Here is a 19756-nt window from a genome sequence, read left to right as displayed (position 1 = left end):
GCCGCCCTAGAAACGCTCGGGATTGGCAAGCACATCTGCCATTCGCAACGAGGCCGCGAAACTGTCAATCCGGGCTGTTCCGCTTCCCGCAAGATCATAGGCCGTGCCGTGATCAGGGGAGGTACGGACGAAAGGCAGGCCAAGGGTCACATTGACGCTATCGTCGAAGCCGATGGTCTTCGCCGGTATCAGCACCTGGTCATGATACATTCCAAGCACACAATCATACTGCTGCCGGGCAGGCGGGTGAAACAAGGTGTCGGCGGAATGCGGGCCGCTGGCTTCGATGCCGAGTTCCTGCAGGCGTGCAATGGCAGGCTCGATGACGTCGCGGTCTTCGGTTCCAATCGAGCCGTTCTCACCAGCGTGAGGGTTCAGACCGCAGATCGCAAGCCGGGGAGAGGCGTAACCAAATCGAGTTCTGAGATCATTCGCGGTGATTGCCGCGGTTTCAACGATCAGGTCTGTCGTGATCGCGGTGGGAACATCGCGAAGCGGGATATGGATGGTGACAGGAACGACCATCAGCTCCGGTCCGGCAATCATCATCACGGGTTTTGCCGGTTCGCCGGGCCAGTGCTTTTCGGCCAGAGCACCCAGATACTCCGTATGGCCTGGAAAAGCGAAGCCGGTGCGGTAGAGCGCCGCCTTGTTGATCGGATTGGTGACAACCGCACAGGCAAGGCCTGACTTGATGTCTTCGACACATCCTTCAATCGCGGCTACGACAGAAGCTGCCGTTTCCGGCGCTTCCACACCTGGCTGGTCAGAGAGAGCCGGCCCTGTCTGCACGACGGGAAGCGCTTTTGCGAAAGCTGCGGCAGCTTCGTCCTGTGCAACAATCTTGAGCCGTGCATTCAGACCTATTCTTTTGGCACGGTCCTGCAGTAGAGATGCATCGCCGCGAATGTAGAACGGCGGCAATCCAAGTGCCTTGCGATTGGCCCAGGCGATCAGAGCCAGATCGGGACCGATCCCGGCAGGTTCTCCCATGCTGACAGCAATCGGCTTTTGGTTGGAGCGCATGCCGGATCAGCGATAGATGATGGTGGCGCGGCGACGAACTTCCATGAGATAGCGCCGGGACTGGCTTTCACCTTCCTTTTGCCGCAACTCGTTTTCAAGTTCCGTGCGCACGGCAATGTCCGAAGCGATTTCGCGCTTTCCGCAAACGGCAATCATCTCGTAGCCGACCGGCGTGGCGGTCGGTTTGGTCAATTTGCCGGGCGTCATCTTTTCGATTTCAGCCCGCATGTTTTCCGGCAGCTCCGTTTCCAGCCTGCGTCCAATGGGTTGGACGACCACTTCACTGTACTTTCCGAGAATGGCACCGGAATCATCGCATCCATTGAAGGCAGCCCGGATCTTGTTGCTTTCGTTCTTGCGCTTCGACTTGAAACCGCCGGAGGAGTTCTTCGGCACGACGACGATGACCCTCTTCAGGTCATATTCGACGGATTTTTGACGGTCTTCTTCATCGGTCTTCTTCAAGGCCGCGATTACATCGGACTCATTGACTTCAATCTGGCCGCTGAAGCGTGACCGCAGAACCTGGTTCCAGGCAAGCTGCGCCTTCAGGCGATCCTTCAAGGTGTCCGGCTTGACGCCGCCGCTGCGGAGCGCCTTGGACAACTGTGCCGGCGACATTTTCACATTTCGGGCAATGTTGTTGAAGGCGTTGTCAACTTGCGACTTGCTGATGTCTACGCCGACACGTTCGGCTTCGGCAAGCTTGACCTGATCATCGACCAGTTCCTCTTCGGCCTGCTTCTTTGCTATCGAAGCTGACTTGCGCTGGGTCAGCGTTATCAGCCGGGCGCGCTGGCTAATATCGTAGTCCGTAATCGGCACATCGTTGACGATGATTTTGATCGCAGCATAGGAAGGGGTGGCCAGCGGTGCTGCCAGCATCAAAGCTAGTCCAAAGATAACCGGAACGATACGAAGTCGCATTTAATAACCATCCGTGCTGGCTTGAGGCCAAACCGAAGTTTGTTGTTTTGAGGCATGATGTTTCGCATATCATGCCCGAAATTTCAAAGGTTCCGCGCATCATGCGTTATTTCGTGGCGGCATGATGGCCTGTAGCCGGCGATCAAGATTAGTTGAGTGCGCCGCTGGAAACCTGGGTCGTGCCGATGGTCCTCAAACCGATGCGGAAATAGAGCGTCCGGTTGACTTCATCGCCATCGTTGCGGCTCCGGTCCTCTGCATAAGTAACTGACAGGGAAAAGCCTTCGTCGTCATACCCGACACCAAGACCGTCCTGCACGATGTTGCTGTTTTGCAGATCGTACCGCATGGACCCGAAAATGCGCCAGTTTTCTTCCAGACGAAGACTCGCGGACCCAAGCAGTTCCTCGCGCGGATCATCGATACCGACATCCGGCTGTGCGTTCAAGAACGCATAGGCGAGCGAAGACACCACCGGACCGTAGATGCCGCTGGCCTGCGCCTGTAGCCGGTTTACGGAGAAATCTTCCTTGTCGAGCCGAGCCTGGGCACCGACCTTGATGCCGTATTGCGTGTCCAGATAAAGGCTGCCGACGTAATCGGACAAAGTGGTTTCCAGACCGGAGTCCTCTGTCGCACCGAGAATGTCGGGAATGGCATAGGAGTTGTCACCGGCAAGCTGATAGGACCGACCGAACAGGCCGCTCACATAGTAGCCGCTATCCAGCTGCAGCTTGTAGTTCAGGCCGACGTTCAGACGCGTGCCGCCTTCGGCGCGGTCGAAGCCGGAGAATTTGTCATAATCGAACAGGGTCGTCGTGTCGAAGACGATGCTCTGTGCGTCGTCGTTCGGCAGTTCGCCGATGCGCTGTTCGTTCGGGCGCGCGACAATCTGTGCCACAGGTTCGAGAATCTGATTGCCGCCGTCAAATGTCGCAATGAAAGGATAGCGGTATTCCAGACCGATCGCCGGCATCGCACGACCGACAAAGCTTTCGCCGGACAAGGCGGTCACGTCGGAATCGGGGGAGGCCAAAAAGAACAGATCGCCGCGCATATAGGCAAATGGCGTGAAGGACTGGCCGAGCGGATCGATAAACGTGCGGCGCCAGTTGCCCTTCAGGGATACGCGCGAGAAGGTGCCGTCAACGCCACGGAATTTTGCTGTTGATCCACCATCGATGGAAAACGCGTCCGTTTCATCTCGTGTCAACGAAGTGAAGTTGGCCGTCAGCGAGAGTTCCCCGGCAAGGATCGGGTCCGCGAACACATAGTCATAATCGACGACTGGCAGAACGAGGGGCTGCTTGTCCTGCAAGGAACTGCCGACTGGAGAGAAGCCGTTGGCATTGAACTGGCTGTCCGTGTAGTCCTCCTGAGAGATCTGATAGGCATAGGCTTTCACCGACAGCGCATTACGGTCTGTCTTGCCGTCCAGATAGATCGTGGAGGTCTCGCCATTGTCGCCGAAACTGGTGAACGAGTAGTCCTCGAAGAACTGACGGTCGCTCTTGTATGTCAGGTTCCAGCCCAGGGTCCAGTCGCGTGCGATACTGAAGCTGGCCGTAGAGTTGACTGCACCGCGCCAGCGGTCATCCGCGCGATCAGTCGTGAAAAGGTCCGGTTGTGCCTGGAAAAGGCCCGCTGCCGACAAGCTGACTTCGCCTGCCGCGAACCGGTGCCGGTATTCGACATCACCGAACAAGCCCTGTTTCGTCAGCGGCGTCAGGATCGTGGTGACGTCGTAATAAGGGCTGAGAGCCCAATAATAGGGAACGCTGACGCCGTAACCGAGTTTGTCGGAAATAATACCGCTCGGCATCAGGAAGCCGGACTTTCGAGTCACGGATGGGTCCGGCATCGAAAGAAACGGCAGATACGCAATCGGCTTACCATAAACCTCGAAGGCTGCGTTTTCGAACCGGATGATCTTTTCCTGCTGATTGTGGATGATCTTTTCGGCTCGTACGCGCCAGAGAGGCGGTTTGTCCGGCGGATTGGTCGGTTTCGTGTAAACCGTGTAAACGCCGTTTTCGATGGTCGTAATATTGTTGCCTTCGCGCCGGGCCTGCTCGGCCAGGAAGCGCGTGCGCCGCGTTGTATCGATCTGCAAGGCGCGCGCAAAGCCTTCCGAGAAGTCCTCTGAAAGGACCATCTCTTCCGTACGCAGGACATTGCCGTCCGCTTCAATGAAGATCACGTTGCCCGACGCTTTGAGCTGCTGGCTCTTTCGATCGAAAACGATCTGATGCGCCTGGACTGTGCTGCCGTCGTAATAGACCTGAACATCGCCGGTCGCGACAATAAGGTCCCGGTCGAAATCGTAAGTGATCTCGCTGGATTCGAGCAGCAATTCTGCATCGGGATCAACGTTCCCGGCCAGACTGCTTGTCAGGTCCTGCGCGGCTGCAGGTGTTAAGTACCCATGGCAAAGGGTTGCTGCAATGGCACATACGCTTGCCGCAGCCAACAGTCTGCCCTTTTTGGCCCAAGTCTCTGTTCTCAGAAAAACAGGAAAAGTCATCGCTTTATCCGTCTTCCTGATTCAAGAGAATTGTCAAACCCATGAGTACTCCAAATATTCCCGGCGCCCATGCCGCCACCAAGGGAGGGACAATACCGGCGCCCCCGAAGTCCTTGGCAAGTTCGGTTAGAACGTAAAGCACGAACCCGGACAGGATTCCACCCAGAATCATACTTCCCAATCCGCCAAACCTCGAAACTTTAAGGGAAACCGCGGCTGCTATCAAAATCATAGCGACTAAAAGAAGCGGGCGTGCGAGCAGAGTCTGATACTGCAAATTGTACCTGTAAGCAGGTAACCCTGCGTTTCTGGCCAATTCGATGAAACGCGGCAAATTCCAGAACGAGATCGATTCGGGTGAGCCGATGCTCTCGCGAACTTCAGTTGCTGTCAGGAATGTGCTGATCTGATACTGCCCGTAAGGCTGTGGATCCTGTTCGGTCGTATAGACGATGGCATTGTCCAGATACCAGATCTGGTCTCCGAGCCGTGCTTCATCAGCCTCGATCCGCTCGCGGAAAGTGCCATCCTTGTCGAAAGTGAAAATGGTGACGCCCTTCAGGAGCGTGCCACCTTCCAGCAATCGCTTCGCAAGCAGCACCGATTCCCCGTCAAGGCCATCCTGGCGTACCCAGACGTCGTTTGAGGATTGCAGCAGGAAACTCTGTTCCGAACCAAACAGCCCGGCGGCTGCTTCGTCTGATTTCTGCTGAAACCAGACAGCGGCGGGGTTGTAGACCGTGATGGACAGGATGCCGAGGATGATCCCGACCAGGATCGCTGGAAGAGAAAACTGCCAGACCGAAATGCCAGAAGCACGTGCAACCACGAGCTCAAGCGCTCGGCTCAGCGTTACGAAGGCAGCGATGGCCCCGAAGAGGACGGTGAAGGGAATGACCTGCTCCAGAAGCAGCGGCACCCTGAGCGCGGAAATCATGGCAACGCGCAAGACCGAAAATCCTTCTCGGTCGCCGCCGCGCCGCACCAGTTCCAGAACGTCGAACAGATAGATCAGAACCGCCGCAAACAGGAAAAGACCGAGAATGGCTTTCAGAAATCGCCCGGAAAAATAGAGCGATAGTGTCCGTCCCAGGATCATGCGACACCCCCTGGTTTGCGTCCGTGGAAACGGTCGCTCAGAGCGTCGAGTTTATCCTGAACGGAATGCTGCAGATTGGTGAGCCAACGCGGCTGCGCGCCACCTTGCTCCCGGAAAATCGAGATAAGCGCAAGCACGGCACCGGAAACCGGAACGATATACAGCAGGCTGAGAAGCGCAGTGGAGCCGCCTGAAATTGCGGTAACGCCGAAGCCGGTCGTTCGCAACAGTACACAGGAGCAAATCGCACCAAGCACGGCAAACCCGCGGCCTTGGCGCGTAGTCCTGGCCTTGCCTAGAAACGCGAATACGATCAGGCCAAAGGCCAGGCAATAAAGCGGCTGGCTGAAGCGTTCGTGCAGTTCCTGCACCAGTTTGTCCGGATTCTTCAGCGCGTATTCATCGTGCCTGCCCGGCGACATCAAATTCAGGGTGCTTCGCTCGCTTGCCTTGAAGACAGGCTCACCGGCTTCCGGGATGAGATTTGAAAGATCGAACGCATAGGACTGGAAACGAACGATAGAAATATCGCCCTGCTGTTTCGGACGTCTTTGGATCGTACCGTTCTGCATCACGAGCAGCGTGCGGTCCGAGGCCTCCACGATTTGGCCGGTGTCGGCCTGATAGGTAAAGGCCGTCTCCGGATCACGCGTGTCGTGCATCAAGAGACCGTCAAGGGTGCCTTGGCCGGAGCGGTTGCGGATATGGAAAGTCAGCCCGTCCTCGACTGTGATGAAGCGGCCAGGCTTGACAATATTGGCGACAAGATCCGCGCGCACGCGCGTGATTTCGGTGCGCAGCTGGGCCAAGCCTGCCGGAGCCACATAGAGCGACATACTGGCGGTCAGCAGCATGACCACGAAGGCGAAGAGCATGACCGGCTTCAGAACAAGAAACCTGGAGCCGCCGCTGGCGTCGATGACGATGAGCTCGCTGTCTCCGGACAGGGAGTTGAGAACGAGGATCAGGGCGATCATCAGGGCGAACGGGGCAACAATGACGATCAGGAAGGGCAGGGCAAGCATCGTAATGCCGATGAACTGGACGATGGTCTGACCCTTGGAGGTCACAAGGTCCAGTTGTCGCAGGGCCTGGGTTGCCCAGACCACACCCGTCATCGCTGCAATCGTGAGGGTGAAAGCATAAGCGGTCCGGCGAATGATGTAACGTTCAAGCGTTTTCATAACAGTGCCGGTACATGTCCCTGCAAAAATGACGATAATCGGCCTGGGACCGAATAACACGGAATGTGGTGAATGGCCCATGAATAAGAATGGTTAATATACATTAATTTTTGCTGCTCTTGCCGAAAAGCTGTTGAAACCCCATGCTTTGACAGGAAAATCACAATTCAGGGGATAGGGCGCTTTTTCTTTCCACCGCCCAACTGCTCCAACCAGAAAACCAACAGGACCGAAGCATGACCAAGCTTGCAAAACTGAATTTCTCCAAGGCTGAGGCGCCGCAAGGCGGAGTGGCCGTAATCCTGGCCGGGACCGACCTCAGCCTGGGCACGGTTGCAGGGGAGGTTGTTGCGGGCATCGAGGGCGGCTTGCAGCGTCCTGCCGGGATCGCAGGTTTTTCAGGAAAGAAAAAGACAAGTCTCGATCTGGTCGCGCCCGCCGGGTCGGGTCTCGACCGCCTGATTGTTTTTGGTGTCGGCGATGCTGCGGAGTTGACCGGCGATGACTGGCGGGCTTTCGGCGGCGCGGTCTTTGCCGAGCTGCAGAAAACAAAAGTCGATGCAGCAACAGTGCTTCTGGACTTGCCGGATTCTGTGGACCCGTCCGGCGCAGCGGCAGCCGAATTTGCCATGGGCACAAAGCTCCGCGCCTACGCCTTCGACACCTACAAGACTGTCAAGAAAGACGATGACAAGCCCAGGAACATGAAGGTGACACTGTCCGTTGCCGATCCGAAGGTGTCGAAAAAAGCCTGGTTCTCTGCCGAGGCCATTGCGGACGGCGTGATTCTGGCCCGTGAACTCGTGAATGAGCCTGCAAACGTGCTGGGGCCTGTAGAGTTTGCCGCCAAAGCCAAGGAGCTGGAGGCGCTAGGCGTCGAAGTCGAGGTGCTCGGCGAAAAGGAAATGAAGAAGTTGAAGATGGCGGCCTTGCTTGGGGTTGCCCAGGGCTCGACTCGCCCACCCCAACTGGCCGTGATGCGCTGGAATGGCGGCAAGAAGGGAGAGGCTCCAGTCGCTTTCGTTGGGAAGGGCGTGGTGTTCGACACCGGTGGTATTTCCATCAAGCCGGCCGCGGGCATGGAGGAGATGAAGGGCGATATGGGTGGCGCTGCAGCCGTCGTCGGCGCCATGCACGCGATTGCAGGCCGCAAGGCCAAGGCAAACGTGATCGGCATCATAGGTCTCGTCGAAAACATGCCGGACGGCAATGCGCAACGCCCCGGCGACATTGTCACCGCCATGTCCGGAACCACCATCGAGATCCTGAATACGGATGCTGAAGGCCGTTTGGTCCTGGCAGATGCGCTCTGGTACACTCAGCAGAAATACAAGCCTGCGATCATGATCGATCTGGCGACGCTTACCGGTGCGGTTCTCGTTGCACTCGGCAATCTCAATGCCGGGCTTTTCTCCAACGATGATGGACTTGCTGAAAAGTTGCTGGCATCTGCCAAAGCAAGCGGTGAACCGCTTTGGCGCCTGCCGCTGTCCAAGGAATATGACAAGATCATCGACACGCCCAACGCGGACGTCAAGAACACCGGTGGCCGCTGGGCCGGATCCATCACCGCTGCCCAGTTCCTGCAGCGTTTCACAAACGACGTGCCCTGGGCGCATCTGGACATTGCAGGAACCGCATTTGGGGCGCCGAAAGACGATATCTGCCAGAGTTGGGCGTCAGGCTACGGCGTTCGTCTGCTGAACCAGCTTGTCGCAGACCACTACGAAGGCTGAGGCCAACCTTGCGCCCTTCCTGTTGTCTTTGCAGGAAGGGCCGCATCGAGTTTCATCCCCGACGAAGGCAAAGAAAAACCCGCCGTAAAAGGCGGGTTTTTCGAAATAGACTGTCGACCCTGGATCAGCAGGTCTTGTAGGTCTGGCAAGCCGTTGCCGGTTCCACCAGAAGACCGATACCCAGCGTCGCGCCTGCAACGACAGCAACCAACGCAAAAAACACAACGACACGCGCAAGCATTCACCAAATCCCCTTTTGCGCTGGCTCCCAGAACCGGTCACCAGCCAAATTACTGATCCATGGCCAAATCAGCTGATCATTGGATCGTCCCCGGAGACAAACCTAGCCAATCGACATTTTCGAAGGGTTAATGATACGAGTCTTGTGGCCTGTCCATGTCATGTTGTTCCCTGGGGGAATTTGGACACACGGGTGTTGCAGGCCTGCACCACATTCCGGTAGGCCAGTGGATAACGGGAAGCGAAAGTGCAAATGAAGCGTCGAAACAGGGTCAAGCATGAGCGTTGAAGTTGTATTTTATCACCTTTTGCACAAGCCGCTGGAAATGGCGCTGCCGCAGCTTTTGCAAAAGTGCCTGGAACGGGACTGGAAGGTCGTTGTCCAGACAGGAACCGCAGAGCGATGCAGTGCTCTGGATGCCCATTTGTGGACCTTTGCGGACGACGGGTTTCTACCGCACGGTACCAAGGCAGACGGGTTTGCCGAACACCAGCCGATTTATCTCACGTCAGATCAGGATAATCCGAACGAAGCCGATGTGAGGTTTCTGGTCGACAGGGCCACGCCACCCGCGCTGAGCGGCTACAAACGCGCAATCTACATGTTTGACGGCAACGACACCGACGCCGTGCAGGAAGCGCGTAGCCGCTGGAAAGACGCCAAGGCGGAAGGCTTCGAAATCGCTTACTGGCAACAGACCGAAGCCGGCGGCTGGGAACGCAAGGCCTAGGCTGAAACGGCGCCGGCGGTGAATGAGCATTTTAGGATAAGATCGGCCGTGTTGCTGCGCGTTGCCGGCAGTGGAGGAAAGTCTCATGAAGAAACTGAAAATGTCCTCGGCGGATATGGTTGCCAACGCCAGAGCCCGGATTGAGGAAGTCGACACCGATGCTGCCATTGCGCTGGTGGAAGACCCCGATGTCGTCTTCATCGACCTGCGAGATGTGCGCGAGCGTCAGAAACTTGGTTTCATTCCCGGAAGTGTTCATTGCCCACGCGGCATGATCGAATTTTGGGTAGATCCGGAGAGCCCCTATCACAAGGAGGTCTTCTCACAGAACAAACGCTTCATCTTCCATTGCGCCGCAGGCTGGCGCTCTGCGCTCACGGTCGCGATGCTTCAGGATATGGGGTTTGAGGCCGCACACCTGAAAGACGGTTTTGCAGATTGGGTAGAGCAGGGCGGTCCTGTCGAACAGAAAGACTGAAAATGTCGCCCCACTTCATTGAACTAGTTGGAAGTCGAGATCAGGCGCAACTCATCCGGATCGGTGTCTGACCCGTCTGGTCCGTTCTGGTCGTCGCCGGCGTTGGCGGTTTCATCGGGATCAAGAGGGTCTTCGCCCTCGTCCGGGGCTTCGGTCGCCTCGCGGATTTCATCAATCTTTCCGACATAGTCGCCAACACCGAGAACTTGCTTGGCCCAATCGAGCATTTCCTCGTCGACGTAGTCGTCGCCATATTCGCGGACACGGTTCTCGTTTGCCATCGCAAGCAGAGCGTCTTCAAGCGCTGTGTCAGAGATATCTTCGGAAAGTGTGTCCTGGGTGGTCTTTCCCGTTTGATATTGGCTTTCAGCCGTTTTGAAATCCGAATAGGCGTCGCTTTGCAGTGCGTTTTCAAGCGTCCGTTTTTCGGTTTCGAGAGCGGTCAGCTCGCTTTCCGTCAAACCGGTCGGATCGAGGCTTTCAAGTTCCGCAAGCCGGTCTTCAAGCTGTTGAGACGTGAGATCTTCGTAGGCAAAGCCATCAAAGCTTTCCACATCCTGCAACTGTCCTTCGAAAAAGGTGCGAGCCGTCAGAAAGTTCTGTTCGAGACCCTGCAAATCTGCGGAGAGCTGCTCGTAGGCGAGGCTGTCGTTAATATAGGCCTGGATGGCGGACAGATGCGGGTCGTTGGAATTGAGATAGGCGTGGTAATTCCGGTTCAGGGAATTAAGCCGGCCGAGCTTGGCATTGAAGTTCTTCGGTTTACCGGCGGGGCTTGCCTGCGGGGTTACCGCAATACTCGCCAGCGTCGCCCGCTCGGCCTTGGGAAGCCGGTGGCTCGTCGTAGCGCTCTTGCCCCTTGAGACGGTGTGACGCTTGCCGGAATTTTTTGAATTCTGGGTGCCGAAAACGGAATTCAGAAAGCCCCCGAGGCCTTTTCCATTCCCGTTGCCATTGTTCGATTTGGCCTGCTTTGAACCGTTGCCGCGGTTGAATATCCCAAGTCCCTTGTTGCCGTTGGAAGCGGAGTTGCCACCCCGGTTGGCGTTGCCGCTGTTGCCCTTGTTGCCGGAATTGCCCTTGTTACCGCCGCCGTTGCCATTTCCGCCGGAGTTTCCATTGCCACCACCGCCGTTTCCATTCCCGCCACCATTGCCATTCTTGGCAAAGGCCTTGTCCACGTGGAAAGAAAGCTGAGGTACATCCGGGGAAAGGGAAGGGGCAACCACGAGTGCAGTTGCACCAAGGAAAAGCGTGACGGTTCTGGAGAGAGGCATTGCATATCCTGATTTGAAGCGTGCGAATAATCGAACCTTGCGGAAACAATGGCGGCTATACCGTCAAGGTGCCGCCAGGTTCTGAATGTTCACTTACGACAACCCGTCAGAATTTAATTGGCTTCGCCTTCAGCCGAAATTTTCCGTCATGGCGCACCGCATTAGCTCAGGCGAGCAAGCAATTGCGGCAGCTTGCCGATATGGTCCAGCCGGTACAATCTGTCGTGACCACGGGGCTCATCCGCTTCTTCCAGCGCCCAGGTAAGCTCATAGGGGACATGGGCACCAAAAGCACCTGCCTCCAGAGCCGGCAGAATGTCCGACTTCAGCGAGTTGCCAACCATCAGTGCCTCGCCAGGGCCGCTGCCGTGGCGGGAAAACAGGGAGCGGTATGTCTCGTCGGTTTTTTCCGAGACGATCTCGATTGCATCGAAATAGACGTCGAGGCCGGAGGCTGTCACCTTGCGCTCCTGGTCGAACAGATCGCCCTTGGTGATCAGCACCAGCTTGAACGCCGACTTCACCGTCTTTAGCGTCTCTTCAACGAAAGGAAGCGGTTCCACCGGGTGTGTCATCATTTCGCGCCCGGCTTCCAGGATCTCGGCGATGACATCCGCAGGCACCTGCCGATCTGTCACTTCGATCGCCGTTTCGATCATCGAAAGGGTGTAGCCCTTCACACCGTAACCGTAATGCAGAACATTACGCCGTTCTGCGGCCAGCAAGCGGTCTGCCAGATGAGCCTTGTCGGTATAGTCGCCAAGCAGGGCCGCGAAGCGTTCTTCCGTCAGCCTGAACACCCGTTCGTTGTGCCAGAGCGTGTCGTCGGCATCGAAACCGAGTGTCGTGATCGTGGCCATCAGGAAGCCTCCTCGAATTCGGCGGAAAGTTCGAGCCAGTCCTCTTCGGTCTTGATCAGTTTTTTCTCGCAGAAGGCCCGTTCCTTGGCGAACTTGGCGGCCCGCTCTGGGTCTTTGGTAAAGAACTCCGGATCAGCAAGCGCATCGTCCAGCTTGCCGATCTTGTCCTGCAGGCGCTTCATTTCCTTTTCGGCGGCATCGATCTTCTGTTTCAACGGTTTCAGAAGTCCGCGTTTGACGGCAGCATCGCGGCGTTTTTCCTGCGCATTTGCCTTGTCGGCTTCCGCAGCGGCCTTGTCACGGGCTTTCTGAACCGCTTCGGGCCCCTGCAGGATCAGCCGACGATAGTCTTCCATGTCGCCGTCATAAGGCTCCACCTTGCCGTCGGCCACCAGCCAAAGCCGGTCTGCGCAGGCTTCGACGAGATGCCTGTCGTGGCTGATCAGGACAACGGCTCCCTGAAAGTCGTTCAGGGCCATCACCAGCGCCTCACGGCTGTCGATATCGAGGTGGTTTGTCGGTTCGTCGAGGATCAGCAGGTGCGGACCGTCAAAGGTTGCCAGTCCTAAAAGCAGACGCGCCTTTTCTCCGCCGGACAGGTCTTTCGCAGGCGTGTCCATCCGGTCGGTCGGAAGGCCCATGCGTGCAACGCGGGCGCGCACCTTTGCCTCCGGCGCGTCCTGCATCAAGGTGCGTACATGGGCGACGGCATTTTCCGCCGGTTTCAGCTCATCGAGCTGATGCTGGGCGAAAAAGGCGATCTTCAGTTTTGACGCCTTGGTGATCTCGCCATCCATGGCGCCCAGGCGACCGGAAATCAGCTTGGCGAATGTCGATTTGCCGTTGCCGTTGGCCCCCAGCAGAGCAATCCGGTCATCGGTGTCGATGTTCAGCGTCAACCGAGACAGGATCTTGGTATCGCCATAGCCTGTCGACACGTCTTCCAGTTTCAGGATGGGCGGGGCAAGCTGATTTTCCGGATCGGGGAAATGGATCGGTTTGCTGCTCTCGTCGGTGAGGGCGGCTATGGGCTGCATCTTTTCCAGCATTTTCAGCCGGGACTGAGCCTGCCGGGCCTTGCTGGCCTTGTAGCGGAACCGGTCGACAAAGGCCTGCATGTGCTTGCGCTGGGCGTCCTGCTTTTCCTTGGCCTTTTCGGCCAGGATCATCGCTTCGCGCCGTTGCCGGTCGAAACTGTCATACCCGCCGGAATAGTAGGTCATCTTGCCCCGGTCCAGATGGACGATGCTGTCGACGGCCTTGTTCAGAAGGTCTCTGTCATGGGAGATCAGAAGCACCTGATGCGGGTAGCGGGCAACATAGTTCTCCAGCCACATCGTGCCTTCCAGATCGAGATAGTTGGTCGGCTCGTCGAGTAACAGAAGGTCAGGTTCGGAAAACAGGACAGCTGCCAGGGCGACACGCATGCGCCATCCGCCGGAAAAGGATGAACAGGGCCGCTGCTGTGCGGCAGCGTCAAATCCGAGACCGGACAAAATCGCGCCGGCCCTGGCCTCGGCCGTGTGCGCACCAATGTCGGCAAGCCGGGTGTGGATCTCGGCGATCCGTTCCGGATCAGTCTGCGTTTCTGCTTCCGCGAGCAATTGGCTGCGTTCCTTGTCCGCGGCCAGCACGACTTCCATCAGGGTTTCTTCCGTGCCGGGTGCTTCCTGCGCGACCTGACCGATGCGCGCACGCTTCGGGATCTGCACAAAGCCGGTCTCGGTGGAAAGATCTCCGGTGATGATCTTGAACAGCGTTGATTTGCCGGCGCCATTTCGGCCGACAAGACCGGTCTTGGCCTTGCCGGGAAGTGTAACGCTGGCTGTGTCGATCAGGAGGCGATCTCCGATCCGATATGTAAGGTCCGTAATCTGCAACATAAGGCGGATGTTTGGCGGAGCGCCCTTAAGGATGCAAGTGGAAACCGGAACGAAAAATCGTTCGGGCGGCGGGCTGTGGCATTGCTGCACTTTTGAGCCCGCCGCGCCCTGTCTCAAGGCTCCAGGAAGCCAAGAATTTCCATCAGGATACGTTGATGCTGCTCTTCGCGTTCCTTGCTGCCTTTGATGCAGACGATTTCGTCGCCCGGCTCATATTCTTCCAGGATGGCAAATCCTTCCGGCTTGCACACACCCATGAAGTCGAAATGCCCGGCATCAGCCATTTCCACATGACGGACCTTGTCGGCGGGCAGGGCAGCGGCCAGCGCACGCGACTCGACTTCCTGGTTCAGCATGTCGGCACGCTGCGAACCCAGTACGAGAACCGGAATGTCTATGGCGCTCAGGCTGTCGCGTGAAAGGACCGGCGTTCCACCAAGATCCAGGCTGATGACCTTGGTCAGCCGCAGGTCCTTTCGGGATTTTGCCATCTCGTTCCGGTCGGCCTCCGTTTTCGCGACGGACCAATCCGTCAGCACCTGGCAGGCCGTCGGCAGTGCCTCACCCGAACACTCGCGCTCATACCGGTCAGGCTCGAATTCAGCGCCAGCCAAAAGCAGGACTGTGAAGCCGCCAAGGGAATGGCCGGCCGCATAGATCCGTTCCGGGTCGATACTGTCCTTGTAGGGGCTGTCCTCGATCAGGAAGCTGATAAGGCGAGACAGGTCGACGGGCCTGTCCCAGAGTTTGCGGGCCTGGTCAGGATCGCGCAGGAACGAGCTGGTCCCCGGATGGTTGACCATGGCAACGAAATAGCCGTGACGGGCAAGTTCAGAACCAAGCCAGGCCTGGTTTAACGTGTTGCCGTACATGCCGTGCGATACGACGACGAGCGGAAAAACGCCTTCGGCGGCTTTACCGTCAGGATCGGCCAGTGCCATTTGCCAGACCTTGCTCGTGTCTGCCCGGGGCAGGATGTCTGGCGTTGCGGTTGGATACCAGAGGTCACCTTCAAGGGGCCGGTCATTGCGCGCGTCCTCGACGGTGATCTTGGTGACACCCGGCCCGTAGCGAAGTGTGTCCTCGGCAAGTGCGCCTGTCGCGAGACCGAGAGCACCGGCAAGTGACACGGCAAGCCTGAGCAGCCGGATGGGCCGAACGAGACGGTTGGATGACGGATACATGGAACCTCCAGGGGTGTTAGCAGGAAGTCCTTGAGATGCGCTTCGCCAGATCTGTTGACAATTGCCTCGGAGGCGATGTCCTGTCCTCAAACGTGATAAAGGACAGGAGCTACAAGGTGTTTTGTCACCACAGCCGAGCGCGTTGAACCAAAGATGATCAGCATTCCGGTGTCTTTCCTGCTTGCCGCATTGTTCGGAGGGCTCGCCTTGGCGACCCTGGCCTGGCGGTCTCTGCCTGGACGGGCACGCGGAATGTTTGCCGGCGTGTTTTGCCTGATGGCGATCGAGGCGTCCTTGGTCGGACTGCGCTTCGCCTATGGGCATTTCGAGTTTCTTGCGGTTCAACGGGTTCTGCCCGTGTGGATAGCGCCGCTCATTTATCTGGCCTTCGTTTCCCTCACGGTCCCCATCGAAAAGGCCCGGCGACTGATTGTATGGAACCTTGGGGCGGCGATCATTGTAACGACTGCCTTGTATGTGCCGGTGCCGGTGACGGGATATGTCGATGGAGTGATCGGGATGAGCTATGCGGTCTATGCGCTGGCTCTCGCACGGATCTGGATCAACGGGCAGGACGTCTTTGTTGAAGCGCCGACCAACATGGGTGGCCTGCTGCACAAGCTGCTTCTCTTCTCCATTTTGGTCATTGTGGCCACGATTCTGATCGATGCTCTCGTTGCCTATCTGTTCGCGCAAGAAAGACAGGGGGCAGCAGCTCTGGCAATTTCAGGGGCAAGCCTGTTTTTCCTGGTGCTTGCAGTTGGGGCCGGTATCGGATTTCTGGGCACCCGGTTTAGGCAGTCCAGGGATACCGGGAAAGAGTTTGCTGCAAGCGATGCGCAGCAGGCAGAACTGGTTGAATCTGCCAGAAGGGTTCTGATCGCTCAGGAGTTTTTCAGAGATCCTTCGCTGACACTCACTCGGTTGGCCCGCCGGGTCGGTGTTCCGGACCGAGATCTTTCCAGGGCTGTCAACGCGGTGGAAGGTGTCAACGTCAGCCAGTTCGTCAATCTGGTGCGCCTTGAGGAAGCCGCCCGGCTGTTAGCCTCGACCGATGACCCTGTCGGCCGGGTCCAGGAACGGGCCGGGTTTCTCACCCGATCGAACTTTTACCGGGAATTCCAGAAGGCATATGGCGAAGCGCCTGGCGCTTACCGCAAGAAGGCTCAGTCCGCGTTCTGAGCGTTTTCGTCCACCTCAGGTACGCTTAGATAGAGCTCTGCCAGGCCGGCGAGCAACTCGTGGCAGAGGATCACTTCACGTGTATCTGGATCCCAAAAGGCATTTTCCTCGCCGCAGGCAGCCGAGCGGAAGGTGACGGGCCTGGGTAAATCGTAAAACGTGTCGAATTCCCGGGCGACCAGTTCCATCAGGCCGCTTTCCTTCAGAAACAGGGCCATGGTCTCCATATCGCGGGACGCCGGATCATGGACAACCTTGATCTTGCCGCCGGGTGTATCGCTGTCCCTGAGGTGGGGATCCGTTACGGCCTCCCAGGAGCCAGACGCCTGGTCGTAATCGAAGGCACAGCTTTCGATCCGCTCCTCAGGCAGCTCCAGGTCCCTGGCGAGATCCAGAAAGGCATCTTCGTCGACCCCCACCATCAGGCACAGCATCTTGTAGCCGCGTTGCAGGTCCAGATCGTGTTCGTCGTAGAAAACGAGATCGTCGTAATTCTCGTCTGCGATCAGGAACCAGCCGATCATCGCCTGCGTGAGATAAAGGTCCATGTCGCCGGTGTCCGCACCGAGCATGGAAATGGTGGCCAGATTATCGACCGCATCCTCTTCCTGCGCCAGCACGGGAAGTTCAAGCTCCGAAATCAGCATGTGTCCGCTCTCGTGGTAGAGCGTGAACAGCGTGTTGCCGGAAACGAAGACGAAGAGCTCTTCGAGCTGTTCGGGGGAAAGAGCCGCAAGCTTTTCTGATAGAGTGCGAGCGGTTTGCGGGGTGTCGCTTTCCGTTGTATTGGCCTCTGCCGGCCCGGCAGCAAAGCTGAGCCACAGCGATGCGACTGCGGCGAAAAGGAGCGTCGGCAAGAGCGCGAAGCGTTCGACCATGGTGTCATTTCCTGAAAAGAGCGCCGCGAACCGATCGCGCAGCTTTGCCTTTGCGAGCCAACTTAGGCAGCCGTTGAAATGTTTGCCAGCACCGTATTCAGACACATACCGGTTACTGACATCAAAATGTCATGACCAGGCCCCCTTGCGGGCGTGGCAGTGCCCCGGTATTAAGGCCGCGAAATTCTAGAAATCCGGAACCGGCACTCCGCCGGTCCGCTGCTGAAACGAGAAAGATGAAACCATGGCGATTGAACGCACGTTTTCCATGATCAAGCCGGACGCCACCAAGCGTAACCTGACCGGTGCCATCACCGCCAAGCTCGAAGAAGCCGGCCTGCGCGTTGTTGCGTCCAAGCGTGTTTGGATGTCCCTGCGCGAAGCAGAAGCATTCTATGCGGTTCACAAGGAACGTCCGTTCTTCGGCGAACTGACCGAGTTCATGTCTTCCGGCCCGACCGTCGTTCAGGTTCTGGAAGGTGAAGACGCCATTGCCAAGAACCGTGAAGTCATGGGTGCAACCAACCCGGCTGACGCTGCAGAAGGCACGATCCGCAAGGAATACGCGCTGTCCATCGGCGAAAACTCCGTTCACGGCTCCGATGCGGCTGAAACCGCTGCCGAAGAAATCGCCTTCTGGTTCTCCGGTGTTGAGCTCGTCGGCTAAACTTCGGACAATCAATTGACTTCAAAGCCGGTCCTCAGGGGCCGGCTTTTTCTGTTTTTCGGCCTGCCTCCCGTTACATCGCGTTACACTTTGATGCGATTGCTCGACAGCTTCTCGCTCTCTTAACCGCCATACTCTGCTCGTGGGCGAAGAGATCGGGAGAAAGCGATGCGCATATCCATAGCGCTTGCCGGAGTGTTGATTGCAGCACCGGCTGCCGCGCATGACAGCACGGCACGGCTGGCGGGTGAAGAAACCGTCGAGCATGCCCATGCCCTGGAGGAAGTCTGGAACTTGCTGGTGCCGAAGGCAGAAGCCTCGGCCGACATTTCCGTTGAGGGGAACTACCGCCATATCCACGGCAACGGCTATCCGTCGAAACCGCCTGGGCAATTTCCCAACCGTGGCAACCCGCACACAATTTCAAAGAAGAACTACAATCTGAAAGTCCCTTTGGTTCCACACAGGAACGCCAGCGCGACCAAGGCACAAGGTGCGGTCTTCGGCATCGCCGTGAACGGTGTTGTCATGGACCCAGGTACGGCTGAGTTCTGGCAGAACGACCGGCGGTCCGGGTGGAACTACGAGGCGCTGGGCGGTGGTTGCAAGCTGGGGCTCGACCAATACAACGCCCATGTCCAACCGGATGGAACCTACCACTATCACGGCATTCCGACCGGGGTCATGGCTTCGGAAGAAGGCAAGTCGGTTCCAGCGTTGCTTGGCTTTGCCGCCGACGGCTTTCCGATTTACGGCCCATATGGCTATTCCGATCCTCAGCGGAAATCGGGTCTGAAAAAGTTGAAGAGCAGCTACAAGCTGAAGTCAGGCAACCGGCCAGGTGGGCCGGGCGGGCGCTACAATGGCAAGTTCACGCAGGACTGGGCCTATGTTGCCGGTGCAGGTGACCTCGACCAGTGCAACGGCCGCTTCGCGGTTACGCCGCAATACCCCAGGGGCACCTATCACTATGTGCTCACAGATATGTTTCCGTTCATTCCGCGCTGCTGGATGGGTACTCCCGACAGCAGTTTTCTGCGCCTGAAGCGTGGTGGTATGCGGGGAGAGCTTCAAGACGAAAGCGATCGTCCAACGATCGACTTTGCCGCGCTGTCGGACAATCGCGATGCTGCCGTAACGCTTGTCCAGGCCCAGGGCGGGAAACCGCCGAGGTTTCTGCCGGGAGGTCGTCCGCCGCCACCGGGGCAACGACCAGGATTGGGTCCGCGCAACGGCGGCCCGCCACCCGGCGGGCGGCCGAATGCAGGACGAGGAGGACGGTCTCCCTGTAGCGGCAGTTGATCGGAAACAGAAAGTGCGTGGCCATCACGCACTTTTTTTGAAAGAATAACATTCAAAAATTCGAACATAATGAAGAAAGGGAAGAACATGAAAACGATCACTCTCGGAGCCGCTCTTTTTCTGGCAATCTCCAGCGCTGGATGGGCCGCAGAAGGCCCGGGCTCTCACTTCGTGGAAAACTGGGACCTGGATGGCGACGGGGCCGTGACGGCTGAGGAAGCGCGTGAACGGCGCAGCGATGTCTTTGCCAGCTTTGACGCCAATGAAGATGGTTTTCTGGATGCAGAAGAATACGTCCTGTTCGATGAGGCAAGAGCGCAGGACCAGGCCGCGAATGAACCCCAGGGAATGGGGAGGGGCGCTGGCAACCCTGCAAACGGCATGGCGCTGGACGTCAATGATACCGATGGTGACGGCAAGGTCTCCGAAGCCGAATTCCTGAATAACGCACAGGCATGGATCGAATTGATCGACCGCAACGGCGATGGTGTCGTGACCACGGCGGATTTCGGTCAGCGCAGGTGATAATTCCCGCTCCGATAGCGGGTAAAAGCGGCCATCTGACTTGACAGGTGGCC

General features: G+C 57.6%; 17 protein-coding genes. 7 read left to right on the top strand and 10 right to left on the bottom strand.

Features of this window, described 5'->3' with window-relative positions; all coding sequences use genetic code 11:
* Positions 1-6 precede the first annotated feature (6 nt).
* The 5 genes from pdxA to lptF form a co-directional block, all read right to left on the bottom strand.
* Positions 7-1026 (bottom strand): 4-hydroxythreonine-4-phosphate dehydrogenase PdxA, encoded by a 1020-nt coding sequence (gene pdxA / locus AC2A6O_RS02140; protein WP_498925547.1) that lies wholly within the window; start codon positions 1024-1026, stop codon positions 7-9.
* Between the two features lie 6 nt (positions 1027-1032).
* On the bottom strand, positions 1033-1953 hold the full coding sequence (locus AC2A6O_RS02135) for a peptidylprolyl isomerase (RefSeq protein WP_148584197.1): 921 nt from the start codon (positions 1951-1953) through the stop codon (positions 1033-1035).
* A gap of 148 nt (positions 1954-2101) precedes the next feature.
* Complete coding sequence (locus AC2A6O_RS02130; protein WP_498925546.1) at positions 2102-4423, bottom strand: LPS-assembly protein LptD; 2322 nt, start codon at positions 4421-4423, stop codon at positions 2102-2104.
* Between the two features lie 58 nt (positions 4424-4481).
* On the bottom strand, positions 4482-5576 hold the full coding sequence (lptG, locus tag AC2A6O_RS02125; RefSeq protein ID WP_148584196.1) for an LPS export ABC transporter permease LptG: 1095 nt from the start codon (positions 5574-5576) through the stop codon (positions 4482-4484).
* Positions 5573-6760 (bottom strand): LPS export ABC transporter permease LptF, encoded by a 1188-nt coding sequence (gene lptF, locus AC2A6O_RS02120; RefSeq protein ID WP_498925545.1) that lies wholly within the window; start codon positions 6758-6760, stop codon positions 5573-5575. The genes lptG and lptF overlap by 4 nt, the downstream gene beginning before the upstream one ends.
* Before the next feature lie 236 nt (positions 6761-6996).
* Between lptF and AC2A6O_RS02115 the strand changes: the two genes are divergently transcribed.
* The 3 genes from AC2A6O_RS02115 (at position 6997) to AC2A6O_RS02105 (ending at position 9945) form a co-directional block, all read left to right on the top strand.
* A complete protein-coding gene (locus AC2A6O_RS02115) occupies positions 6997-8496 on the top strand; it encodes a leucyl aminopeptidase (RefSeq protein WP_498925544.1) in 1500 nt (499 codons plus the stop codon).
* A gap of 518 nt (positions 8497-9014) precedes the next feature.
* The gene (locus AC2A6O_RS02110) at positions 9015-9467 is read left to right on the top strand and encodes a DNA polymerase III subunit chi (RefSeq protein WP_148584193.1); all 453 of its coding nucleotides are present in this window, start codon (positions 9015-9017) and stop codon (positions 9465-9467) included.
* A gap of 85 nt (positions 9468-9552) precedes the next feature.
* Positions 9553-9945, top strand: coding sequence for a rhodanese-like domain-containing protein (locus tag AC2A6O_RS02105; protein WP_148584192.1), 393 nt, complete (start codon positions 9553-9555; stop codon positions 9943-9945).
* Between the two features lie 23 nt (positions 9946-9968).
* Here the strand turns inward: AC2A6O_RS02105 and AC2A6O_RS02100 are convergent, their stop codons facing one another.
* The 4 genes from AC2A6O_RS02100 to AC2A6O_RS02085 form a co-directional block, all read right to left on the bottom strand.
* Positions 9969-11222: a hypothetical protein gene (locus AC2A6O_RS02100; RefSeq protein ID WP_148584191.1), complete on the bottom strand. Its 1254-nt coding sequence runs from the start codon at positions 11220-11222 to the stop codon at positions 9969-9971.
* Positions 11223-11383: 161 nt separating this feature from the next.
* Entirely contained in the window at positions 11384-12082 is a 699-nt protein-coding gene (locus AC2A6O_RS02095; protein WP_498925543.1) for an HAD family hydrolase, read from the bottom strand.
* Positions 12082-13965, bottom strand: a complete 1884-nt coding sequence (locus tag AC2A6O_RS02090; protein ID WP_498925542.1) for an ABC-F family ATP-binding cassette domain-containing protein — start codon at positions 13963-13965, stop codon at positions 12082-12084. Before AC2A6O_RS02090 ends, AC2A6O_RS02095 begins: the two co-directional genes overlap by 1 nt.
* 113 nt (positions 13966-14078) lie before the next feature.
* On the bottom strand, positions 14079-15149 hold the full coding sequence (locus tag AC2A6O_RS02085) for an alpha/beta hydrolase family protein (protein WP_498925541.1): 1071 nt from the start codon (positions 15147-15149) through the stop codon (positions 14079-14081).
* 153 nt (positions 15150-15302) lie between these two features.
* Between AC2A6O_RS02085 and AC2A6O_RS02080 the strand changes: the two genes are divergently transcribed.
* A complete protein-coding gene (locus tag AC2A6O_RS02080) occupies positions 15303-16331 on the top strand; it encodes a helix-turn-helix transcriptional regulator (RefSeq protein WP_498925540.1) in 1029 nt (342 codons plus the stop codon).
* Here the strand turns inward: AC2A6O_RS02080 and AC2A6O_RS02075 are convergent.
* Entirely contained in the window at positions 16316-17209 is an 894-nt protein-coding gene (locus AC2A6O_RS02075; protein ID WP_498925539.1) for a DUF4344 domain-containing metallopeptidase, read from the bottom strand. The two genes, AC2A6O_RS02080 and AC2A6O_RS02075, sit on opposite strands and share 16 nt — an antisense overlap.
* A gap of 244 nt (positions 17210-17453) precedes the next feature.
* Between AC2A6O_RS02075 and ndk the strand changes: the two genes are divergently transcribed.
* The 3 genes from ndk (at position 17454) to AC2A6O_RS02060 (ending at position 19703) form a co-directional block, all read left to right on the top strand.
* The gene (gene ndk, locus AC2A6O_RS02070) at positions 17454-17876 is read left to right on the top strand and encodes a nucleoside-diphosphate kinase (RefSeq protein WP_498925538.1); all 423 of its coding nucleotides are present in this window, start codon (positions 17454-17456) and stop codon (positions 17874-17876) included.
* 168 nt (positions 17877-18044) lie between these two features.
* Complete coding sequence (locus tag AC2A6O_RS02065) at positions 18045-19178, top strand: YHYH protein (protein ID WP_498925537.1); 1134 nt, start codon at positions 18045-18047, stop codon at positions 19176-19178.
* 87 nt (positions 19179-19265) lie between these two features.
* Positions 19266-19703: an EF-hand domain-containing protein gene (locus AC2A6O_RS02060; protein WP_498925535.1), complete on the top strand. Its 438-nt coding sequence runs from the start codon at positions 19266-19268 to the stop codon at positions 19701-19703.
* The last annotated feature ends 53 nt before the right edge of the window (positions 19704-19756 follow it).

The sequence above is a fragment of the Labrenzia sp. ATLA3 genome (assembly GCF_057180185.1).
The sequence above is the reverse complement of the archived record's forward strand: the minus strand, read 5'-3'. Positions and strand labels throughout refer to the sequence as shown.

Bases quoted from the DNA above. Each gene is read 5' to 3' on its own strand.
- pdxA (WP_498925547.1), bottom strand. From the start codon at position 1,026: ATGCGCTCCAACCAAAAGCCGATTGCTGTCAGCATGGGAGAACCTGCC.
- AC2A6O_RS02135 (WP_148584197.1), bottom strand. From the start codon at position 1,953: ATGCGACTTCGTATCGTTCCGGTTATCTTTGGACTAGCTTTGATGCTG.
- lptG (WP_148584196.1), bottom strand. From the start codon at position 5,576: ATGATCCTGGGACGGACACTATCGCTCTATTTTTCCGGGCGATTTCTG.
- lptF (WP_498925545.1), bottom strand. From the start codon at position 6,760: ATGAAAACGCTTGAACGTTACATCATTCGCCGGACCGCTTATGCTTTC.
- AC2A6O_RS02115 (WP_498925544.1), top strand. From the start codon at position 6,997: ATGACCAAGCTTGCAAAACTGAATTTCTCCAAGGCTGAGGCGCCGCAA.
- AC2A6O_RS02110 (WP_148584193.1), top strand. From the start codon at position 9,015: ATGAGCGTTGAAGTTGTATTTTATCACCTTTTGCACAAGCCGCTGGAA.
- AC2A6O_RS02105 (WP_148584192.1), top strand. From the start codon at position 9,553: ATGAAGAAACTGAAAATGTCCTCGGCGGATATGGTTGCCAACGCCAGA.
- AC2A6O_RS02100 (WP_148584191.1), bottom strand. From the start codon at position 11,222: ATGCCTCTCTCCAGAACCGTCACGCTTTTCCTTGGTGCAACTGCACTC.
- AC2A6O_RS02095 (WP_498925543.1), bottom strand. From the start codon at position 12,082: ATGGCCACGATCACGACACTCGGTTTCGATGCCGACGACACGCTCTGG.
- AC2A6O_RS02090 (WP_498925542.1), bottom strand. From the start codon at position 13,965: ATGTTGCAGATTACGGACCTTACATATCGGATCGGAGATCGCCTCCTG.
- AC2A6O_RS02085 (WP_498925541.1), bottom strand. From the start codon at position 15,149: ATGTATCCGTCATCCAACCGTCTCGTTCGGCCCATCCGGCTGCTCAGG.
- AC2A6O_RS02080 (WP_498925540.1), top strand. From the start codon at position 15,303: ATGATCAGCATTCCGGTGTCTTTCCTGCTTGCCGCATTGTTCGGAGGG.
- AC2A6O_RS02075 (WP_498925539.1), bottom strand. From the start codon at position 17,209: ATGGTCGAACGCTTCGCGCTCTTGCCGACGCTCCTTTTCGCCGCAGTC.
- ndk (WP_498925538.1), top strand. From the start codon at position 17,454: ATGGCGATTGAACGCACGTTTTCCATGATCAAGCCGGACGCCACCAAG.
- AC2A6O_RS02065 (WP_498925537.1), top strand. From the start codon at position 18,045: ATGCGCATATCCATAGCGCTTGCCGGAGTGTTGATTGCAGCACCGGCT.
- AC2A6O_RS02060 (WP_498925535.1), top strand. From the start codon at position 19,266: ATGAAAACGATCACTCTCGGAGCCGCTCTTTTTCTGGCAATCTCCAGC.